The sequence below is a fragment of the Streptomyces sp. NBC_01591 genome, from assembly GCF_035918155.1.
Taxonomy (GTDB): Bacteria; Actinomycetota; Actinomycetes; order Streptomycetales; family Streptomycetaceae; genus Streptomyces.
On sequence record NZ_CP109327.1, the window covers coordinates 1,064,692 to 1,082,260 of the forward strand.

The 17,569-nt window shown below is 68.8% G+C and carries 16 protein-coding genes and 1 pseudogene; 8 read left to right on the top strand and 9 right to left on the bottom strand.

Features of this window, described 5'->3' with window-relative positions; translation table 11 throughout:
• Positions 1 to 134: 134 nt before the first annotated feature.
• Positions 135 to 1,049 (bottom strand): MBL fold metallo-hydrolase, encoded by a 915-nt coding sequence (locus tag OG978_RS05130; RefSeq protein WP_326764033.1) that lies wholly within the window; start codon positions 1,047 to 1,049, stop codon positions 135 to 137.
• A gap of 268 nt (positions 1,050 to 1,317) precedes the next feature.
• On the opposite strand from OG978_RS05130, the gene OG978_RS05135 reads away from it, so the two are divergent.
• Entirely contained in the window at positions 1,318 to 2,196 is an 879-nt protein-coding gene (locus tag OG978_RS05135; protein ID WP_326769934.1) for a protein kinase domain-containing protein, read from the top strand.
• 179 nt (positions 2,197 to 2,375) lie between these two features.
• Here OG978_RS05135 and OG978_RS05140 read toward each other — a convergent pair whose 3' ends face one another.
• Both OG978_RS05140 and OG978_RS05145 read right to left on the bottom strand, forming a co-directional pair.
• A complete protein-coding gene (locus OG978_RS05140) occupies positions 2,376 to 2,996 on the bottom strand; it encodes a helix-turn-helix transcriptional regulator (protein WP_326764034.1) in 621 nt (206 codons plus the stop codon).
• Positions 2,938 to 4,620, bottom strand: coding sequence for a tetratricopeptide repeat protein (locus tag OG978_RS05145; RefSeq protein WP_326764035.1), 1,683 nt, complete (start codon positions 4,618 to 4,620; stop codon positions 2,938 to 2,940). Before OG978_RS05145 ends, OG978_RS05140 begins: the two co-directional genes overlap by 59 nt.
• Positions 4,621 to 4,675: 55 nt before the next feature.
• Here OG978_RS05145 and OG978_RS05150 point away from each other — a divergent pair.
• The 4 genes and pseudogenes from OG978_RS05150 (at position 4,676) to OG978_RS05165 (ending at position 8,896) form a co-directional block, all read left to right on the top strand.
• Positions 4,676 to 5,315, top strand: a pseudogene (locus tag OG978_RS05150) (IS6 family transposase).
• Between the two features lie 199 nt (positions 5,316 to 5,514).
• Positions 5,515 to 6,576: a hypothetical protein gene (locus tag OG978_RS05155; RefSeq protein ID WP_326764036.1), complete on the top strand. Its 1,062-nt coding sequence runs from the start codon at positions 5,515 to 5,517 to the stop codon at positions 6,574 to 6,576.
• Positions 6,577 to 6,634: 58 nt separating this feature from the next.
• Positions 6,635 to 7,252, top strand: a complete 618-nt coding sequence (locus tag OG978_RS05160; RefSeq protein ID WP_326764037.1) for a hypothetical protein — start codon at positions 6,635 to 6,637, stop codon at positions 7,250 to 7,252.
• A gap of 258 nt (positions 7,253 to 7,510) precedes the next feature.
• Complete coding sequence (locus tag OG978_RS05165) at positions 7,511 to 8,896, top strand: MFS transporter (RefSeq protein ID WP_326764038.1); 1,386 nt, start codon at positions 7,511 to 7,513, stop codon at positions 8,894 to 8,896.
• A 60-nt stretch (positions 8,897 to 8,956) separates the two neighbouring features.
• Here OG978_RS05165 and OG978_RS05170 read toward each other — a convergent pair whose 3' ends face one another.
• The 4 genes from OG978_RS05170 to OG978_RS05185 all read right to left on the bottom strand — a co-directional run bounded on the left by OG978_RS05170 (position 8,957) and on the right by OG978_RS05185 (position 12,583).
• Entirely contained in the window at positions 8,957 to 9,436 is a 480-nt protein-coding gene (locus tag OG978_RS05170) for an NUDIX hydrolase (protein ID WP_326764039.1), read from the bottom strand.
• 29 nt (positions 9,437 to 9,465) lie between these two features.
• The gene (lnt, locus tag OG978_RS05175; protein WP_326764040.1) at positions 9,466 to 11,052 is read right to left on the bottom strand and encodes an apolipoprotein N-acyltransferase; all 1,587 of its coding nucleotides are present in this window, start codon (positions 11,050 to 11,052) and stop codon (positions 9,466 to 9,468) included.
• Between the two features lie 119 nt (positions 11,053 to 11,171).
• Positions 11,172 to 11,735 (bottom strand): hypothetical protein, encoded by a 564-nt coding sequence (locus OG978_RS05180; RefSeq protein WP_326764041.1) that lies wholly within the window; start codon positions 11,733 to 11,735, stop codon positions 11,172 to 11,174.
• 59 nt (positions 11,736 to 11,794) lie between these two features.
• On the bottom strand, positions 11,795 to 12,583 hold the full coding sequence (locus OG978_RS05185) for a glutamate racemase (RefSeq protein WP_326764042.1): 789 nt from the start codon (positions 12,581 to 12,583) through the stop codon (positions 11,795 to 11,797).
• A 58-nt stretch (positions 12,584 to 12,641) separates the two neighbouring features.
• On the opposite strand from OG978_RS05185, the gene OG978_RS05190 reads away from it, so the two are divergent.
• Positions 12,642 to 13,814, top strand: coding sequence for a glycosyltransferase (locus tag OG978_RS05190; RefSeq protein WP_326764043.1), 1,173 nt, complete (start codon positions 12,642 to 12,644; stop codon positions 13,812 to 13,814).
• A 52-nt stretch (positions 13,815 to 13,866) separates the two neighbouring features.
• Here the strand turns inward: OG978_RS05190 and OG978_RS05195 are convergent, their stop codons facing one another.
• On the bottom strand, positions 13,867 to 15,159 hold the full coding sequence (locus OG978_RS05195) for a TerD family protein (protein WP_442817656.1): 1,293 nt from the start codon (positions 15,157 to 15,159) through the stop codon (positions 13,867 to 13,869).
• A gap of 189 nt (positions 15,160 to 15,348) precedes the next feature.
• Here OG978_RS05195 and OG978_RS05200 point away from each other — a divergent pair, with 189 nt between their 5' ends.
• Both OG978_RS05200 and OG978_RS05205 read left to right on the top strand, forming a co-directional pair.
• A complete protein-coding gene (locus OG978_RS05200; protein WP_326764044.1) occupies positions 15,349 to 15,552 on the top strand; it encodes a hypothetical protein in 204 nt (67 codons plus the stop codon).
• A gap of 241 nt (positions 15,553 to 15,793) precedes the next feature.
• The gene (locus OG978_RS05205; RefSeq protein ID WP_326764045.1) at positions 15,794 to 16,309 is read left to right on the top strand and encodes a DUF6630 family protein; all 516 of its coding nucleotides are present in this window, start codon (positions 15,794 to 15,796) and stop codon (positions 16,307 to 16,309) included.
• Positions 16,310 to 16,364: 55 nt separating this feature from the next.
• On the opposite strand, the gene OG978_RS05210 is transcribed toward OG978_RS05205, so the two are convergent.
• On the bottom strand, positions 16,365 to 17,267 hold the full coding sequence (locus tag OG978_RS05210; protein ID WP_442817821.1) for a carbohydrate kinase family protein: 903 nt from the start codon (positions 17,265 to 17,267) through the stop codon (positions 16,365 to 16,367).
• Positions 17,268 to 17,569: the final 302 nt, after the last annotated feature.

The following is a 17,569-nucleotide window of genomic DNA, read 5'->3' on the forward strand; positions in this document are numbered from 1 at the left end:
TCTTCCGGTCCCGAAGCGATGCCCACAGCCATGGCTAGTGGGCACCGCTCCACCCTGTTCACTTGACAACCAGGGCTACATATCAGGGCTGCCTCTCACGCGCTGCTCTCGCGTCGGCCCCCGCCGAAGTGCAGTCAGTAGTCCCAGACGACCGGTACGAAACGGAAGGCGTTGCCGGCGACCGCCACGTGACAGATGGACGGGAACGGCAGGTGAGTGGCCACCAGTTGCTCGCCGCTCGCCGCCAGCTCCTTCAAGAGACGGATCCGGACGCGGGCTGATTCCTCGGGGTCGTGGTCGAAGCCGTTGTGCCAATCGGGGCATTCGAACCCGGGCTGGAACACGGCATCACCGGCAAACATCAGCCGTTCGCCGCCGGACTCCAGACGGACGATGCTGTGGCCGGGGGTGTGACCGCCGGTGCGACAGACCATGACTCCTGGCGCCACCTCGTACTCCGTCTCGAACGGCCGCAACTGGCTGCGGTACACGTCCAGGAACCGCGAGGCGGTCGTTCGAAGCACGTCCGGCACCGGTGTCGGCATGGCGGTGCGGGAGAAATCAGGCGCTTCCCAGAACTCGGCCTCGGCGGACGCCAGGTGGACCCGCAGGTCCGGGCGCAGCCGGCCCCTCAGCCCGTCGACGAGCAGCCCGCCGATGTGGTCCATGTGCAAGTGGGTGAGCACCACGTCGGTCACGGATGCGGGATCGATCCCGGCGGCGTCCAGTCGCATGGCCAACTGCCCGGCCCGCGGGAAGCCCGGAAACTCTGTCCCCAGCCCGGAATCGATGAGAATGGTCCGGCCACCGCTGCGCACCACGGCCACATTCAGTGGCCAGTCGAGCGTCTCCGGTGGCAGGAACATGTCTTGGAGCCAGGCCGCCAGGTCGGCCTTGGCGGCGTTGGTGGCCATCGTCACGGCGGGAATGGGCAGCACCCCGTCGCTGATCACCATCACGTCGATGTCGCCGACCTTCAGCGCGTAGCGCGACGGTACCAATTCGTCAAACCCTGGTGCATCGGGGCGTGCGATGTTGACCCGGCTCATGTTGTTCTCCTCTTGAAGAGCGTTAACCGAAGACATCGACGGCGTGATGGGTCACACCGTTCAGTCATCCCCTAGGACCGGACGACAGCCCGGTTTGTGACAGCCGCCCTGCTCCCTCGCCCCGGCCTCGCCCGACCGATCATGCCGAGGACTGGCCCAAGTGATTCCCCGACGCGGGCACATCGGTCACGTTTCCGCACGTCAGCGCCTCTCTTGTGCGTTCGGCTGCTCGTCTTCCTAGAGGCTCCGGCCCTCTCCAATAGAACTGCTGGAGGGCGCGGACCTTGAGAGCATCCTGACGCGGACACTCAACGGCCTTGCCGTGTCAGAGGCCCTCAGGATCGCGGCGCAAGCCGCAATTGCGCTCGACGCCGCGCATGCCCAGCAGGTGATACACCGCGATCTCAAGCCGGCCATCCTCTTCCTGCTTACCGACGGCCGGCTGAAGATCTGTGACTTCGGCATCGCCCGTACCGCAGAGGTCACCGCCGGCCTGACCCTCACCGGCCAACCGTTCGGCACTCCCCCTACATCGCACCTGAGCAATGCCGCGGAGAGAACGTCGATGCCCGATGTGATCTGTACGTCTTCGGATGCGTGCTGTACGCCGCTGACCGGCCGCCTGCCATTCCCCGCCACCGAGCAGGCATGGGCCCTGATGCGCCGATATCTGGAAGACGTGCCACCACGCCTGCGCTCGACGCGCGTCGACATTCCGGTCGACGGCGACCAGCTGGTCGCCCCCTCCTGGCCAAGAACCCTGCAGACCGACCCGGCATCCGCGACATCATCGACACCCTCTCAGGCACGGAGAACACGAACGACGCCGCTCCCCCACCTCCCGCTGATCCGGCTGAGTATGCAGCCCGCCCAGGCGCAGTCTCCCGCCGCGACAACCACGCGCGCGGCGAAGGGGGCCGAGCAAGGCGCAGCATGCGTTCCAGCGGAGTCTCATGGCTCTCGCCAGGCAGGTAGAACGGGAGGGCACGGACCGGGCGTGCCACGCGGACACTGTGACGAAAACGCCGTCGACGAAGCGGCGGAACCGGTGACCCTGGAGCTCGGCGTACGGGTCTCCAACGCCAAGGGCCACCGCGACAACTCACTCCCGAGCAGCGCCGCTCTTGCCGCGTCGGGTGTGGAGTGACGTTGAACCACTTCGGGATGTTCCAACTCCGGTCCCCGTCGATACGTGAGCTGCGCCCCCGCGGGTGGCGGTTCGTCACCCCCGAACCCGGACTCGCGCAAAAAGTGTCGGCGAGGACTCCGAAAAGCTGGTTGCGGTCGATACGGACGCTGGACGGTCCTCGCTGCTGGGGGGCGAGGTCAGGAGCGGTGCGCTTCGGCCACCCCTGCCACCTCGCGTCGTGATTTGACTCCCAGTTTGGCCAGAATGTGGGAGACGTGGGTTTCGACGGTGCGTCGGGACATGATGAAGGCGTCGGCGATGTCGGGGTTGGACAAGCCCTCGGCGACCAGTTCCGCGATCTTCAGCTCCGTGTCGGTCAGTGCTTTCCAACCCGTGCGGGGGCGTCCCCGTGCACCGCGCACCCCGAGCCGCACACCGCGGGCACGCAAACGGGCCGCGGCACGGCGAGAGTCCCACACGGCGCCGAGAGCGGTGTAGGTCAGCATCGCGTCGTTCAGCGCTTCCCGGGCCGGGCCAGTCTGTCCTGCCGCAGCCAACAGGTCCGCGGCGTCCTCGAGTGCCTGAGCCATCTCGGCCGGACGACCGACCCTGCGGTAGTAGTCGGCTGCGACGAGCAGCAGCGCCGGGTCGGAACGCAGCAGTCCGTGGCACCACATGCGGGCGGCCGTGCCACGCGGCAACCGGCTTTTCGCCTCTTCCTCCTCGGCGCAGGCAGCGGCCCGATCGGCGACCTCGCGGTCACCTGCCGCGAGAGCGAGTCGTACGAGCAGAGGAAGCACCCCTGCCCGTTCGTCCATCACATCGAAGGAAGGGTCGAGAACGTCCTGGAGTCCGCCGAGGGCAGAGGCGAGGTCGTTCGACCGCTCGGCGATCATGGCGCGCGCGAAAGTCGTATGCGAGGTTGCGCGTTTTGTACGGACCGTCGGGCAGCTCCTCCAGCACGCGCAGATGCCGGCGTGCTGTCGTCTGTTCGTCGCGGTGTGCGGCGATGACGGCGGCGATGCCGTGCACGACGGCCGGGAGCGAGTGAGCCCACGTCGGGTGGTAGTCGGACAGCGTGTCGAATGCGGTGAGTGCGTCGTCCCAGCGTCCGGTGTGGAAGGCGAGTTCACCGGCCATCGCCACGAACATGCCGAGGCGGAAGGAACCCGTCCGCTCCGCCAGACCGTGCGTGTCGGCGAGGACCTCCTGGCACTGTGTCAACCGGTCCATGATGAGCAGCACGGAGACCTGGTTGCCCTGCATCAACAGGAGCAGATCGCTCAACTCGGGGTCAGAGCCGGTCAGAGCTATGCCACGTGTGCCGTGGTCGAGGGCACTCTCGGGGTCTTGACGGGCCCAGTGCGTCATCGCCAGCGTGTGCCGGGCGTAGCCGGACGACATGGCGTCGGTCAGACTTGTGCCGGTGGTGAGGACGGCAGCGGCTTGCGCGGCGGCTTCATCGTCTCGGCCCAGATGCAGCAGGGCCATGGCGGCGAAGACACGCAGGCGCGCATGCCACGGCGTGTCCGGTTCCAGGTCCGCCATCACCTTCTCGACGGTGGTGATCGACTCCTCCGCCCGATCGGTGCGCAGCAGGGCGTAGGCCAGAATCCAGGCCGTCCGTCCCCTCCGCTCCGGGGCGCGGTGGCGGGCCAGAACCCGTTGTGCGACGGGAACGGCCTGCTCGTAGTCGCTGACGAGGAAGGCCGCCGAGGCGAGGTGGTCCAGCAATTCCACGACGCGTACGTCGTCGTCGGAGGTGTGCGCCACGGCGCGTTTGAGGAGGGACGTCGCGGCCTCGGGAGCGCGGCGGATAAGAGTTGCGGCATTGTCCACCAGCCAGTCCACCTCCCAACCATCCGCGGCATCGGCTGCCGAGAGCAGCAGCTCGGCGACGCGTTCCACCGAAGTCCGCTGAGCGATCAGCGTCTGGGCTGCGTCCCGGTGTATAGCTATACGCAACGCGGCGGGCACGGATTGGTAGAGCACCTGCTTGATCAGGCCGTGCCGGAAGCGCAGCCGGTTCCCGTCGGCCGGTTCGAGCACGCCGGCGGCCACAGCCTCATGCACAGGTGCGGCCAATGCCATCGCCGGGAGGCCGAGCAGCAGCGTGAGGTCGGTGATCCCGAAAGCGGGACCGAGCAGGGCAGCGGTGCGAAGCATGTCGCGGGTGTCGGCGGTGAGGAAGGCCAGCCGGTCGGCGATCGCCTCCGACAGCGACATCTGCTCGACCTCGGCCCACCCTCCGTCGGTTCCGGACCGGGCCGGGGTCGCAGGTCCGAGTTCGGTCTCCTCCTCGTTGTTCCCCAGCGCCCCCGCACGCGTGAGAGCGTCCATGATCTCGCGTACGTACAGGGGGTTGCCCGTAGCCAGCTCAAGTCGGTCGAGCAGTCGAGGGCCGGGCGCCCGCCCGGTGATCCGGCGGGCCGGCACTGTCACGTTGGTTGACCGGGTGAGATGGTCTTCGGGTTGGTCATGGTGGAGGGGGTCGTCCGTGAAAGGCACGCCGTCATACAGGGGGCACCGGTACCCGGTCGAGGTGATCTCCCATTGCGTGTGGTTGTATTTCCGTTTCCCGCTCAGCTTCCGTGAGGTGGAGGAGCTGATACTCCAGCGCGGCGTGATCGTCTCGTATGAGACCGTTCGCCGCTGGTGTGTGAAGTTCGGGCAGGCCTACGCCGACGGACTGCGCCGCCGCCGGCCACCGCCGGGGGATAAATGGCACTTGGACGAGGTCTTCATCAGGATCAACGGTGAGCTGAAGTATCTGTGGCGGGCCGTCGACCAGGACGGGAACGTGCTGGACATCCTGATGCAGAACCGGCGGGACAAGGCCGCGGCCAGGCGTTTCTTCCGCCGCCTGTTGAAGAAGACCCGGGCGGTGCCGCGGGTGGTCGTCACGGACAAGCTCCGCTCCTACGCCGCCGCCCACCGCGAGGTCATGCCCTTCGTGGAAGGGCTTCCGCAGCGTGGGCGGGGCCCAAAGGTTCCTGTCCGCGTTCAGCGGCATCTCGCCTCACTTCCGGCCTCACCGCCACCTGATGACCGCACATCACTACCGAGCCGAGATGACCGTCCGCTTCACCATCTGGGACCAGGTCACCGGCGCTGCCAGCCGACCCACCACGGCCTGACCACAGGCCCGGAACCCGGCACCACCACACCCCGACAAGCCGTCAGACACCCAAACACCCAACAACGTGACAGTGCCCGGCGACGGCCTGAGCAGACACTCCTCTGGGTCGCGTCGCTGGAGTACGCCCTGCGCAAATGCTCCGGCCGTGGCGTGTAGCACGCATCTACACCGACCGACCCCAAGCAAGTAAGGCAGCAATGAATATCGACGAAGCCCGTGCTGCCGCACGGGACTGGGTGCACCAGGTGGGCCGCACCACCGAGGGATACCTCGGTGCCTACCTCAGCGGATCCACCACGGCCCTGTCGGGTGACAGTGAACTGCCCGTCGGCACCGACGTGGACATCATGCTGGTTACCAGGCAGCCGCCCTCAGGGCTCAAGCTGGGGAAGTTCCTACACAACGGCGCGCTGCTGGAGGTCACCTACCTGGCCCACGAAGCGATCACTCCCATCGACCGGGCCCTGGAGAACCACCATCTCGCGCACGGCCTCAACCGCGGCCTGATCCTGGACGATCCAACCGGCGAACTGCGTCGGCTCCATCAAGAGGTCGCCGCACGGTTCGCGGAACCGGATCAGGTACGGCGCCGGTGCGCCGGACTCCGAGGCAAGATCGACAACGCGCTGGCGACTCTGGACGACCGTGAACCCTGGTATGACCAGGTGACCAACTGGCTGTTTCCCACCGGGATCACCACCCACCTCCTGCTCGTCGCCGCGCTGCGCAACCCGACCGTACGACTGCGGTACCTGCGGACCAGGCAGCTGCTCACGGAGCTGGACCTGGCGGACCACTACCCGGCCGTCCTGCGCCAACTGGGTTGCGAGGAACTGACCGGCCGGCGCGCTGCCCATCACATCGACCGGCTCGCGATCACCTTCGACGCCACCGCGGAAGTGGCCCGGACCCCCTTCTTCTTCAGCTCCGACATCACGCCGGCTGCTCGGCCGATCTCGATCGACGCGAGCCGCGAACTGGTACAGCGCGGGGACCACCGCGAAATCGTGTTCTGGCTGGTGGCCACGTTCGCCCGCTGCCATAAGATCCTCGCCGCCGACGCCCCTGCCCTGCACGAGGAACTCACCCCCGCCTTCTCCGACCTCTTGGCCGACCTGGGCATCCGCGACAGCAAGGACCTGCGGCGACGCGGTCAGGCAACCCGGGAGTACCTCCCGGAACTTTGGAAGGTCACCGAGGACGTCCTGGCAGCCGCGGTGCCCGACTACGGCGCCGGCAATACCGACAACCCCCAGTAGCACGCGCAGTGCCGAAGCAACGTGTGCCGTGCCGAATCCTTGCCGTAAGGAGCATCCCTTGCCCGCCCGCAGCCCTGGTACACATGCGTCCGAAGCAGCCTGCGCCGTCGACCACTTCGTCTACTCCCCCGCTTCCTCGTATCCCAAGCCCTACGCACGGCTGATCGACCGGTCCGGCGCAGAGGTCCACTTGTGGAGCCACAACGCCGGGCAACCTCCTGCAGAGGAGGACCCGCCGAGCTTTCTGCGCGGCTGGAACCACGTCGAAGTCACCCCGGACGGCGGCCTGTTCGCCCAGGTCCCACTGCGAGCACTCCTCAGGCTCGACCGGGATTCGACACTGCTGTGGCAGGCAGACGTGTCCGCCCATCATGACCTCCACATCCGTGCGGACGGAACTGTGTTGGTGCTGACCGAGGCACCGCGCCGGATCACCGTGGACCACGGCCGGTTCACCGTCCTCGACAATGCGGTGACCCTCCTGGACGGCGGTGACGGACACCTCGTACAGCATGTCTCGCTGTTGGACGTCCTCGGCTCCGAGCCGACGACCGCAGGCGCGCGGAAGGGGAGAACACTACCCGCCCGATCCGCCCCGAATGCCGAAGTTCAACGCTGCGTAGTCAGCACCAAGTCAGCACCAAGTCAGCACGGGACAGGTGATCAGGGGTGCTGACATACGGTTTCAGGTCAGCACCAAACCAGCACGGGAGTCAGCACCAGGGCAATAAACCATGCCTAATAGCGCAATCCTGACAGGCGCCTGCCGGCCTTCAATACGGTCCTCGAAGCAGTCTCGACGTGCCTGTCATAGTGGCCCCGCGCACACCCGGCCCGAGAACTATGGTGTCCCGCCACATGTGCCTCTGACCTGCCCATTCCTACGGTGTGGCGACACGAAACCGTCCCCGCCAACCGCCCGGAAGTGGTGTTCATGGCTGCCTCGGCATCCGCCCCGCCTACCACCCGCTCGCTCAAACGCATCGTCACCGCAAGTCTCATCGGCACCACCATCGAGTGGTACGACTTCTTCCTGTACGGGTCAGCCGCCGCGCTGGTCTTCAACAAGCTGTTCTTCCCCGAGTCCGACCCGCTCGTCGGAACGCTCCTGTCCTTCCTCACCTACGCGGTCGGCTTCGCCGCCCGCCCTCTGGGTGCCCTGGTGTTCGGGCACTACGGCGACCGGCTCGGCCGCAAGAAACTGCTGGTGCTCAGTCTGCTGATGATGGGCGGGGCGACGTTCGCGATCGGGCTGCTGCCGACGCACGCCACGGTCGGGGCCGCCGCCCCCGTACTGCTCACCATCCTGCGGCTGGTGCAGGGCTTCGCGCTCGGGGGCGAGTGGGGCGGGGCCGTGCTGCTGGTCTCGGAGCACGGGGACGCCGAGCGGCGCGGTTTCTGGGCCTCCTGGCCTCAGACGGGGGCGCCGGCCGGGCAGTTGCTCGCCACCGGGGTGCTGTCCGCGCTCACCGCGCTGATGTCGGAATCCGCCTTCGGGGCCTGGGGCTGGCGAATCCCCTTCCTGCTCTCCGGTGTCCTGGTGATCATCGGTCTGTGGATTCGTCTCTCCGTCGATGAATCACCGGTCTTCAAGGCCGCGCTGGCGCAGGCCGAGGAGCGCAGGTCCGCTGCCGGGGCGACGGAGAAGATGCCGCTCGTCGCCGTGTTGCGGCATCACTGGCGCGATGTGCTGATCGCCATGGGTGCCAGGATGGCGGAGAACATCAGCTACTACGTGATCACGGCGTTCGTGCTCGTCTACGCGACCACGGCAGCGGATCTGAGCAAGCAGACGGCGCTCAACGCGGTGCTCATCGCCTCGGCCGTCCACTTTGCGGTCATTCCGATGTGGGGCGCGCTGTCGGACCGGGTCGGGCGCAAGCCGGTCTATCTGGTCGGCGCGATCGGTGTCGGGCTGTGGACCTTCCCGTTCTTCGCGCTGATCGACACGCGGAACTTCGGAAGTGTGCTGCTCGCCGTCACCGTCGGGCTCGTCTTCCACGGGGCGATGTACGCACCGCAGGCAGCCTTCTTCTCGGAGATGTTCGCGACCCGGATGCGGTACTCGGGCGCTTCGATCGGCGCGCAGTTCGCGTCGGTCGCGGCCGGTGCTCCGGCGCCGCTCATCGCCACCGCGCTGCTCGCGGACTTCGACAGCTCGGTACCCATCTCGCTGTACGTCATCGCCGCCGTGCTCATCACGCTGCTCGCGGTCGGGTGTGCCAAGGAGACCAGGCACCGGGATCTCACGGACATCGAGGGCTCCACGGCCGCCCCGGACGCCTCCGGGGCGCTGAAGGCCGACGCCCGTACCGTCTGAGTCGGAACGTTGTCCGCCGGGCGGGCCTGGAGACCGGGCCCGTCCGGCGGACAACCGTGTTCACTGCCGGGCGGTGGGTTCGAACCAGGTGGGTCCGTCGGTCATGGACTGCTTGATCCTGAAGAGCGCGAACTCGTTCAGCGGCGGCAGCGCGTCCACCGGGAACCAGCCCACCTCCAGCGACTCGTCGTCGTTGACGCGCGCCTCGCCGCCGGTCGCCCGGCAGCGGAAGGTGACGTCGAGGTACTGGCAGCGGTCGCCGTTCGCGTACTGCACGGGCTCCAGGGCCTGGGTGAGCACCACCCGCTCCGCCACGCAGTGCACGGCGGTCTCTTCGTACACCTCGCGCTCCGCGGTCATCGCCGGCTGCTCGCCCGGCTCGCAGATGCCGCCGATGACCGACCACTTACCGGTGTCGGAACGGCGTCCGAGCAGCACTCTGCCCTCGTCGTCGAAGACGATGGCGGTGACTCCCGGCAGCAGGAGCAGCTGTTGGCCCGCGGTGGCGCGGATCTCGCGGATGAAATCAGGAGTAGCCATGGTCCGACCCTACGTGGCGCAACGGGGAGTCACCGACTGCGCCGGCTCCGTACCGAACGGACGGTGACCAGGCCGAGCCCGGCCACGGCGATCAGCACGAGCACTCCTTCGGGGAGCGTGCCCATCCGGGTCGCGGGCGTCAGCGAGGACCTCAGCGGCGCCTCGTCCACGAGCGCGTCCGGGGTGAACAGCTTCGTCTTCTCGACGATCTTCCCGTCCGGGCGGATGACGGCGCTGACCCCGCTGGTGACGGGGACGACGACCGACCTGCTGTGCTCGACCGCCCGCACCCTGGACATGGCCAGCTGCTGGTAGGTCATCTCGCTGCGGCCGAACGTGGCGTTGTTGCTGGGTACGGCGATCAGCTGGCCGCCGTGCATGACGGTGTCCCGTACGGCGTCGTCGAACGCGGCCTCGTAGCAGGTCACGAGCCCCACGTTCGTCCCCGCCAGGTCGAAGACCCCGACCTTCTTCCCGGGGCCGAAGTCGCGCTGCACCCGGTCCACGTCGGAGCTGAAGATCCGTGCGACGGAGCGCATCGGCATGTACTCGCCGAACGGCTGGATGTGGCGCTTGTCGTACGTGTCGACCGGGCCCTTCTTCGGATCCCACTGGATGAGGGTGTTGCGCAGGTTCCCGCTGTCGGGCTCGACCACCGCCCCGATCACGGTGGGCACGCCGATCGCCTTCACCGCGTCGTCGATCACGATCCGGGCGTCGGCGTTCCGGTACGGGTCGAGGTCGGAGGAGTTCTCGGGCCACAGGACGAAGTCCGGCTGCGGGACCTTGCCCTCCTTCACCTCCTGGGCGAGCTGTTCCGTGCGGCGCACATGGTTGTCCAGGACGGCACGGCGCTGGGAGTTGAAGTCGAGTCCGAGCCGCGGCACATTGCCCTGGATCGCGGCGACGGTCGCGGTGCCGTCCTCCGCCGAGTCGTCGACCAGGGGCAGCGCGGCGATCGCACCGGCGACGGGTACGAGGACGGTCGCGGCAGCGGCGGCGACGGCCGCCCGCGGCAGCGTGCCCGTACGGCGGTAGGCGCGGAACTGGCGTACCGCTTCGCAGAGACCGAAGCCGCACAGCACCACCGCGAAGGAGAGCAGCGGCGTGCCCCCCACGGCCGCGAGCGGCAGGAACACGCTGTCCGCCTGTCCGAACGCGATCTTCCCCCATGGGAAGCCGCCGAACGGCACCCTGGCCCGGACCGCCTCGTCGAGTGCCCAGACCGCGGCGGCCCACACCGGCCACCAGGTGAGGCGGCTGACGGCGGCGATCCCGATGCAGCCGACCGCGATGAACAGCGCCTCGGCGGCGGCGAGGGCCAGCCACGGCACCGGTCCGACCTCCTCGCCGGTCCAGTGCAGCAGCGGCAGCATGAAGCCCAGCCCGGCGAGGAGGCCGAGCCCGAACCCGGCGCGGAGCCGTCGTCGGTGCAGCACCCAGCCGAGCAGGGCGAAACCGGGCAGAACCAGCCACCACAGAGGGCGCGGCGGGAAGCTCAGATACAGCAGTACACCCGCGATCAGGGCGGCGGCGGGCCGTACCAGGCGCCGCTTCCGGGAAACGGGGGCTGAGGCCGGCTGCGCGGCTTCGACTGGGGTGATGGTGGCGCTCACCCGGCGGAGTCTACGGTGGTCAGCTGTGGGTCCGGCAGCCCCGCCCGCTTGCTGGAACCCTTCGTACCGGATCGTTCCGTCGCTTTCCCGCACAGATCCGGTTCCCTGCCGTCCCGGTGTCAGGCTCCGGCCGTCGCTCCGGTCGCCGGCAGGTGCAGGCGTTCGCGGATGAACCGTACGCCCGCCTCCGCGTCGTCGACCGTGATGGTGAACGTCCTGCCGTCACCGAGCCGGAGCACCAAGCCCTCGCCCCTGCGGACCACCACGGCCGTGCCCTGCTCGGGGCGCCAGCGGTAGCCCCAGCCGCCCCACTGGCGCGGGGTGACCTCGGGTGCGAACTCCGCGCCCACCACATGGGTGAGCAGAATCCGGCGGCGCGGCAGGCCCATGTGGCCGCAGCGCACCTCCAGGGCGTCCCCGTCGATCCGGACGGCGACGTTCACGAAGGCGAGGGTGCCGAACAGCATGAGCAGTCCGGCGGCGACACAGCCGATCACGGACATCAGCAGCGGGGCGATCCCAGAGGACCAGTTGGACGTGACGGCCAGCTGGATGCCCAGTGCCAGACAGGCCGCGCCCGCGGCCGCGAGTACCCACTGGGCCCGGTTGGTGGCCCGGCCGATCCAGACGGCGGAGTGGGGGTCGGCTCCCGTGTGTCGGGGATTTCGGAGGTGGTCCCTCATGTCAAGCAGCGTACTTAAGATTCCGCACGCCGGGGATGGGTCGAACAGCCTCCGCCGGGTCAGCGGGCCGGGCTGACGGCCCCCAGCAGCTGCCCTTCGGCGTAGGCCAGAGCGGCCGTCGGCAGGTCGGCGGGCCGGCCGCCGAGAAGCACGGCGAGACCGCCGGACGGTTCGGCCGACGGAGCGGGTTCGGCCCCGATCCGGCGCAACGCCTGGGCGGCGACGGCACCGGCGGAACCGTGCAGCGCGACGTGCGGCAGACCCGGCTGCCGCACGGCGGCACGGATGCGTTCGGCGACCAGTTCGTAGTGGGTGCAGCCCAGGACGACGGCCCGGACATCGCGCGGGGTGCGAGCGGCGGCTGCGGCGATGGCCAGGTCGATCGCGGTCTCGTCAGCGTTCTGCACGGCGTCGGCCAGGCCCGGGCAGGGGACCTCGGTGACATCGACGGAGCGGGCGAATTCGCCGATGAGTCCGCGCTGGTACGGGCTGCCCGTGGTGGCGGGCGTGGCCCAGATCGCGACGGGGCCGCCACCGGCCACGGATGGCTTGATGGCGGGGACGGTGCCGATGACCGGCAGCGTGGGTTCGAGCTCGGCGCGGAGCGCCGGCAGGGCGTGCACGGAGGCCGTGTTGCAGGCGACGATCAGTGCGTCCGGCCGATGGTCGGCGGCCGCGCGGGCCACGTCGAGCGCGTGGGCGGTCACGTACTCCGGCGTGCGCGGTCCCCAGGGCATGCCTTCGGGGGCGTCCGAGGAGAGCACCAGATCGGCGTCGGGCCTCAGTCGGCGTACCACGGCCGCTGCCGCGAGCAGGCCGATTCCTGAGTCCATGAGCGCGATCTTCACCCGGTCACCATAGTCGACCGCCCTTGCGGTTCCGTCCCGGTGGGGCAGACTGCGGCGAATGAGCGCCGTTGCCTGGATCGCCGTGGGTTCGCTGGCCGCATGGGTGTGGCTGCTGCTGGGACAGGGGTTCTTCTGGCGGACCGCCCAGCGGCTGCCCCGCCGGGAGGCCCCCGATCGATGGCCGTCCGTCGCGATCGTGGTGCCCGCACGTGACGAGGCCGAATTGCTGCCGGTGAGTCTGCCGTCGCTGCTGGCGCAGGACTATCCGGGGAGAGCGGAGATCTTCCTCGTCGACGACTGCAGCAAGGACGGGACCGGGGACGTGGGGCGTGCGCTGTCCGTGAGGTACGGAGGACTGCCGGTGACGGTGGTTTCGCCGGGTGAGCCCGAGCCGGGCTGGACGGGCAAGCTCTGGGCGGTCCGGCACGGGATGTCCCTGGCCCGGACCAGGGAGCCGGAGTATCTGCTGCTGACGGACGCCGACATCGCGCATGAGCCGGACAGTCTGCGGGAGCTGGTCGCCGCTGCCGTGTCGGGCGGCTTCGACCTGGTCTCGCAGATGGCCAGGCTGCGGGTGTCGAGTGTCTGGGAGCGGCTGGTCGTACCAGCCTTCGTGTACTTCTTCTCGCAGCTCTATCCGTTCCGGTGGGTGAACCGGGCGGGTGCGCGGACGGCCGCGGCAGCCGGTGGCTGCGTGCTGCTGCGGACCGGGGCGGCGGAGCGGGCGCGGGTGCCGGAGTCGATCCGGCAGGCGGTGATCGACGACGTGTCGCTGGCGCGGGCGGTACAGCGCAGCGGCGGGCGGATCTGGCTGGGGCTCGCCGAGCGGGTGGACAGCGTGCGGCCGTATCCGCGGCTGGCGGATCTGTGGCGGATGGTGTCGCGGAGCGCGTACGCCCAGTTGCGGCACAGTCCGGCGCTGTTGCTGGGGACGGTGCTGGGGCTCGCGCTGGTCTATCTCGTGCCGCCGGTCGCGCTCGTCACCGGGCTGCTGACCGGTGACCCGGTGACGGCATGGGCGGGCGGCGCGGCGTGGGCGGTGATGGCCGGGACGTATCTGCCGATGCTGGGCTACTACCGGCAGTCGCTGTGGCAGGCGCCGTTGCTGCCGTTCACCGCTGTGCTCTATCTGCTGATGACGGTCGATTCGGCGGTGCAGCACCACCGGGGCCGTGGCGCGGCCTGGAAGGGGCGTACGTACGCCCGTCCCGAGGCCGCGCCGGACCGGTGAGCGGAGCCCGCGGTGGGCCGATGGCCGCAGGGCCGGCCGGACCGCCAGGGGGTCATTTACGGCCGGGCGTCCAGTTCATGCCCCACCCGTATGCGTAGTCGATGGTGCGCTGCGGGCTCACTCCGCGCTCGGGGACGAGATAGCGGGCCTCGCGCTGCACCATGAAATCTCCCCCGTTGTTGGTGAGGAGCGCCAGTGCGCAGACGGTGGACGGGACGGTGCATTCGTCGAGCGAGAAGTCGATCGGCGCGCCGTGCTGGGGCTGGAGAGTGACAGTCGCATGGAGGTCGGCGAAACTCCGGGCGCCTTCATAGATCGTGACGAAGATCAGGACCCGCCGCAGCTTGTTCTTGTGGTCGAGGTTGACGGTGAGGTTTTCGCCGGTGGCGATGGCGCCTGTGCGGTCGTCTCCGTCGAGATGGATATAGGGAGGGTGCTGGAGTGCGCCGAACGCGTTCCCCAACGCCTGCACGACTCCCTTGCGGCCGTCGGTCAGTTCGTAGAGAGCGCAGAGATCAAGATCGAGGTCCGAGTGGTTGGCGACCGCTCGGCCGAGTTTGCTTCCCCAGCCCTTGAACTGTTTGCGCACTTCCCAGTTGAGATTGACGCGAAGCGCTCCCGAAGTACCGCCCTGTTTGGCGAGGGAGACCGAGGGCGCGTCCTTGGTGAGTGTCACCTTGGACAGGCGGACGGGCGCGGTGAGAGGGGGTGCGGGAGGCGCCGACGGCGCCATCGGCGGTGCTGGCGGGGCAGACGGCCGGTGGTCAACCCGCGTTGCGCTCTGAGGCTGTTGAGGCGTTTGGGGTTGGTGATACGGCTGTGTCTGCTGAGGCTGCTGTGTCTGCTGTGGTTCATCGACGGAAATTCCGAAGTCGGTCGCGAGCCCTTCGAGACCGGTGCCGTATCCCTGGCCGACGGCGCGGAATTTCCAGGCGCCCTGGCGCCGGTAGAGCTCCCCGAGAATGAACGCGGTCTCGACCGTCGCGTCCGCGCTGTCGAAGCGCGCGATCTCCCGGCCGTTCGCCGCGTCCGTGATCCGTACGTACAGCCCGGTCACCCGGCCGAACGTGCCGCCGTCCGCGGAGGCCGCCAGGACCACGCGGTCGATGGCCGGCTCGATGCGCGCCAGGTCGACCGCGAGGTTGTCCGTCATCCCGTCACCGGCGGTCCGCTTGCCCTCGTGGCGCACCGCGCCGGATGCGTGGGAGGGCTGGTTGTAGAAGACGAAGTCGGCGTCACTGCGCACCTTTCCCGACGCCACGAGGAGGAGCGCCGAGCCATCCACGTCCGGTGTCCCCGGGGAGGTGCGCCACCCCAATTCGACCCGCACGGCCTGAGCCGCCACCGGAACATTGGCTCCTTTTAGCATGGTCATGCTCGCCCCCATCGCGAGTCCGGCTGCCCGAAAACTTTTCTCCGCCAACCTAATCCCCCGGACCGTCACAGGTGCCACAGACGTCCGGTCCGGTCCCCGGGATCCGCCGGTGACCTCGCTAGGTCATCGACGAAGCTATGCGCCGTAGCGTGCCGGTGCATGGTCACAGTGTGCGGCGAGGAGCGCCCGTCCGACAGCGCCCGGGGTACCGAGGAGGCAGACGTGATCGACCTGCTGGTCCTGGACCACTCCGTGGGGCCCGAGGCTGCCACGCAGCCGGTGACGTCGTTCGGGGGGCTGCCCGCCGCCCCGCCGGGGACGGCGTTCACCTGGCCGAGGCAGGTGCGGAAGACGATGGTGTAGCCCTCGGGGAAATCCTTGTTCTTGTAGCGGGTGGTGCCGGCGCCGTCAGCGTTGAAGGTGGCGCCCCAGCGGACGACGGCGTTTGGGGGGCGCGGATTTCCCAGTCCATGACGGCGGAGTAGCCGTCCGCCTTGTGCGTCCGTTGTCATACCCCTGTGCCAGGCTTCTTCATGAGCGCCCGAGAGGGTGTCCTCGCCTCGGCGACGACCTCAGCCGCACCACTGCCCAAGGAGCACACATCATGTCCGGCACCGACACTGTCCGAACGTCGTTGGAAGCCACGGCATCGCTTCTCGCCCCGGCCCATCCGGACGTCGTCGAGCGGGTGTTGCACGCCCACGACGATCCCGAGGGCTATGTGCGGACGCATGCGGGCCGGCTGGCGGATCGCGGCATCGACGAGCCCGTCGCGGACCTCGCATGGATAGCGCTCGTGGATGCGCTCTGCGATCACCGGCTGCTCGCGGAATTCGACTGGAAGGAGGATCCGCAGGAGATCCGGGCCCAGTTGGGGAGGCTCGTCTCCCGGCCGTCCGTGGACCCCTGGGTGTTGTTCGACGCCGACGAGATGTCCCTGCCGACCGACGATTTCCTGGCGGCCTGCGGTCGGCATTATCGCGATGTCGGCGCGGCGCTCGCCGTCCTCGACATCGATTCGGACTGCTACCCGGTGGTGTGTCTGCGCGCGGCGCGGGCCGAGGAGTTGACGGCGCTCGCCGGCCGTGCGGGGTTCACCGCTCGGGGCCTGGGGGACTGAGAGCGGTGCCGTGATCCGTAGTGGATGAAGGGACGGCGCTCCGGGCCGGCACGGACTACGAACTCCCGTTCCGGGCGTGGTCCGATGCCAGCAGGACTTCCTGCGGGACGAGGGCGGTGGAACCCGGCGCGGTGCAGGCGTACGCCCCCGCCACGGCTCCCAGGCGGGCGCATTCCAGTGGATCCCGGCCGACGAGTCTCCCGTACAGGAAGCCGCAGACGTAGGCGTCCCCCGCGCCGTTGGAGTCCACCACCGGTGCGGGCGGGGCGGTCGCCGGGATGTGGTGCGGGGTGGAGCCGCCGTCCCGGGTGAGTACGTGGGAGCCGCCCGAGCCCGCCGTGGCGACCACGGTGTCAGCACGGCCCTCGCGGAGGATCTCCCGCATCAGGGCGAAGGTTCCTTCGCCTTCGCCCGTGCCCGCCGCGCTGAGGAAGACGAGATCGGAGCGGAGTGCGAACTCCCGGTGATGGTCTGCCAGTCCGTCCCAGTCGTGCAGGTCCGTGGAGACGGGAACGCCGAGCTCCTCGATGTCGTCGTAGAGGAAGCGGGCGAAATTCATGATGGACAGGTGAACGTGACGGGTACGCCGCAGCCTCGGCAGATAGAAATCCCGGGGCATCCTCAGATCGGCCGGGTCGCGGGCGTCGTAGAACGACATCCGGCGTCCGGTCGCATCCACCAGGTTCACGGCGCGGCGGGTGCCCGCTGAGGAAATCAGTGGGGCGAACTCCACATCCCCCGCGGCCAGTCGCTCGCGCACCTGAGCACCGATCCAGTCGTCGCCGATGCAGTCGAGGAGTGCGACCTCAAGTCCGAGCGCCCGGGCGCCGAGGGCCACGTTCCCTCCGGTGTGGCCCGGCCATTCCTCGACCGGCCCGACATGGACCGAGTCGGCGAGCGGGACGGGCAGGGCGTCGACCCGCACGATGGTGTCCACCCCACTGCCTCCGACGACCAGGACGTCGTACTCCGTGTGCTGTCGGGTCACCGCTGAGCCTTTCTGTTCGCGCGGCGGCCCAGTATGCCGTGGACAGGAACAGCCGCCTACAGCCGTCTGCCGCCGCCGCTGTCGCGGGCGGCACGGGACATTCGCTGAACAGGACGCGGACGTGAGGGAAGAGGCCACCGCGCTCCCAGATCTTGCGGGGACGGCGATGAAATTCTCCACAGGCGTGTTCATAGGGCCCTCCAACGAAAAAGCCCCCGCTACTAACGGAACCTTTATCGATGTTTTAGCAGGTCAGGCGGACAGAACCGGCG